The sequence below is a fragment of the Lacihabitans sp. LS3-19 genome (assembly GCF_024343575.1).
GTDB lineage: Bacteria > Bacteroidota > Bacteroidia > Cytophagales > Spirosomataceae > Leadbetterella.
This window is the reverse complement of sequence record NZ_RJUA01000042.1, coordinates 1-3,076: the sequence shown is the minus strand read 5'-3', so window position 1 is coordinate 3,076 and position 3,076 is coordinate 1. Positions and strand designations below refer to the sequence as shown.

Below are 3,076 nucleotides of genomic sequence, written 5' to 3'. Positions count from 1 at the left end.
AATTAGAAATTATTATTGTGGTGGTGTTGGAGGAGGAGGAGGGAGAGCTTTAACTCCATCGCCTCCACCACCGCCTTGGATTTTTATGCCCGTTATTGGGTTTCCGTAAGGTGTCATTTCTGTCGAATTAAAATTTTTTCCCTTATAATAAAATACTACTGGTTCTAATTTTTCTTCGTTAGATTCATTAATTGATAAACCTGGGTAAACCACTAAAAAATCCCATTTTGAATAGTTTGAAGTGTCTTGGGGCAAAACAATACCTAATTCTGTAAATCCATTTATGGATTGATTCAATAGTGACTTTGGTAGAACCACACCATTTTTTTCATCTACTTTGAATTTTTTCTGATATTGGAGTTGCCGGATTACCCCATTATTAATTTCATCATTACCGAAGTCTTTTGTTCCGTTCAAAAGGCTATCAAGCCTAGATTGGTATTTAAAAGATTCTAAATTCTTACTATTTGAACCTTCTTTGTTGCATGAACAAAATAAAATAATATTTGCCATTAAGGAATAAATTGCTGTTTTTGTCATAATTGTATATGTTTGTTAAAAAAATATTAATGTTACTATATTCTAAAATTCTATATTTTTTGTTTTTGAACTCTGCAAAATTAGGAACCATTTCTCTTGTAATTTTGACAGGTTATTCTTTGGTTTCATCAAAGTATTTTAAAGGCCCTTTCGTTTTTATTTTAATCACTTTGATATCTTATTCAATTGTTGATCTGTCAATAAATTTATTTATGTTAGCAGGCAATACAGTTTCTAATATATTAGATCACCTTTTTGCCTGGGTCGCATGTATTATTCCTTCAATTTTTTATTTAAAAATAATAAACAATTTAAAAATTAAATGGACAGTAATTTTAATAGTTATTCTGTTTTGTTTGGCAAGTTTAATTCAAATTTTTTATAAACTTTCAATTGCCAAGCCAATTGGGGCTCCTTTATTATTTCCATTGAAAAATTCACTTTCAATTGCTCTTGCTATTTTTGTTCATTCTAGACTGATAAAATCTTCTAAAATAAGAATCTTGAAAAATGAGCCATTATTTTGGTTTAACCTTGGATTTTTAATATCAAATCTAATAAATTTATTTATTACACCAATATATAAAGCTATTACCCCTTTTTCTGACGATTTAGCCTTTATTTTCGGAATAATTTTGAGTATTTCTGAACCCATAACTTACACCCTCTGGGCCATCGGAGTTTATAAATTAAGAACCCAACCTTTCAGACCAATCGCATCTCTATGGCCTTGATTTTTATAAGAAAACATTGCAAATTTTAATATCAATTTCTATAAAGAAAATCTTAAATTTATATGCTCCTATATTCAAAGACCCTTTATGCCATATATATATACAGTGGTGATTTTTTCATATTTCTTTTGTTTGTTTTAGGCCTTTATTCTTTAATTAACATTAAAAGCTTTAAATCTGATTTTAAATGGTTTATGGTTTTAATTTTAGGTTATCTCTTTTTTGAGGTATTGTTTCTTGTATATAAATACTTTGGAATAACTGAAACTCATTTCATAAACCACCCCTATTCTTTTTTTGCATTAATTTTTGCTTCTATTTTCTATTCAAAAATTCTTAATTCTAATCAAATAAATATATTAATAATTTTCACTTGCTTAATATTTATTGGATTTGATTGTTACCAAATTTTTACATCAAAAGGACCTCTAACTAGTCCGAGTATTTTCCCAGTAATGAATTTTTTATTCATTTTGTTAAGTTCTTTAGTTTATAAAAAAATTGTAAAGTCTCCTCGAATTAAGAATACTAAAAATGAATCTTTATTTTGGATTAATTTGGGCTTTTTCATTACTAATATTTTTCAACTTATTCTAGTACCCCTCTTTCGTCAAGTAATTCCAATCTCAGATGACATTGCTTTTATAGTTGGCACTCTCAAAAACCTCGCTGACCCCATCACCTATACCCTCTGGGCCATAGGAGTTTATAAATTAAAAACCCAACCTTTCAGACCAATCGCATCTCTATGGCCTTGATGATGGCTTCGGGTGCTGAGTTTACATGCAATTTCTCATAAATATGCTTTACGTGTGTGTTTACAGTGGCATAGCTTATGCTACATGCATCCGCAATCATTTTGTAACTCATTCCTTTTACCAAACAACCCAACACGTCTTTTTCTCGTGCTGTTAGGTCCACAAATGTTGGTTCCTTTTTCACAAATTGGTTCTGAAACATCTGCATCACTTTGGCCGCTATGGCTGGCGACAAATGCGAGCCGCCTCCATTCACTTCCTCTATAGCCTGCACATATTTTTCTGGGTCAGGGTTTTTGATGATATAGCCTGAGGCACCACCACAAATGGCCTGAAATACGCGGTCTTCGTCTTCAAAAACTGTCTGAATAAGGATTTTAGCATCGGGAACGGCCTTTCTGATTTCTATCATTGCGTGTATGCCATTCATATAGGGCATCTCAATGTCCATCAATATCACATCAGGTTTCTGCTTTTTCACAATCGAAACCGCCTCTCTGGCGTCAGGGTATGAGCCAGTCATCCAAATGTTCTCTGAACTAGCCAAATAAAGTGACAAACTTTCTCTAAAGTTCTTGTTGTCTTCAAATAAGGCTACTCTTATCATTTGCTTGGGTTTAGGTTTTAATTGTTGTAAATACGTTGTTGAAAAAGCTACCATTCTGTGTTATTTATTTCTACAAAATTGGCATAGTTTTCAATTCTAAAAAATCCCTAATTCTAGTGAGAAAGACATATAGAAAGTATAGTTCCTTTACCTGCATCACTTTCAATTTTCAATTCAAAATTTGATTCCTCAGCCCTTTCTTTAAAGTTCCTCAGGCCATTTCCTTCTGTTTTTTGATCTATTTCAAAGCCAACACCATTATCTGTTAATGTGAAAATTATCTTTTGATTTTTTTCAGAAACTTCCAACGAGGCTTTGGTGGCTTCGGCGTGTTTGGCTATATTATTTATGCCTTCTTTCAAAATCAAATACAGATTTTTGCGGTCTTCCATATCTAGTTTTACTTTTTCCATAGGTATATCTGTTTGTTGGAAATA

The 3,076-nt window shown here is 31.7% G+C and carries 3 protein-coding genes; all 3 read right to left on the bottom strand.

From position 1 onward, the window contains the following. Positions 1–12: 12 nt before the first annotated feature. On the bottom strand, positions 13–540 hold the full coding sequence (locus EGI22_RS15105; RefSeq protein ID WP_255069294.1) for a hypothetical protein: 528 nt from the start codon (positions 538–540) through the stop codon (positions 13–15). A 1,463-nt stretch (positions 541–2,003) separates the two neighbouring features. Then, positions 2,004–2,639 (bottom strand): response regulator transcription factor, encoded by a 636-nt coding sequence (locus EGI22_RS15100; protein ID WP_255069293.1) that lies wholly within the window; start codon positions 2,637–2,639, stop codon positions 2,004–2,006. A gap of 113 nt (positions 2,640–2,752) precedes the next feature. Continuing rightward, a partial coding sequence (locus tag EGI22_RS15095; RefSeq protein ID WP_369010875.1) for a sensor histidine kinase occupies positions 2,753–3,076 on the bottom strand: 324 nt, incomplete at its 5' end.

Excerpts from the sequence above, each read along its gene's own strand:
- EGI22_RS15105 (WP_255069294.1), bottom strand. The coding sequence starts at position 540 with ATGACAAAAACAGCAATTTATTCCTTAATGGCAAATATTATTTTATTT.
- EGI22_RS15100 (WP_255069293.1), bottom strand. The coding sequence starts at position 2,639 with ATGATAAGAGTAGCCTTATTTGAAGACAACAAGAACTTTAGAGAAAGT.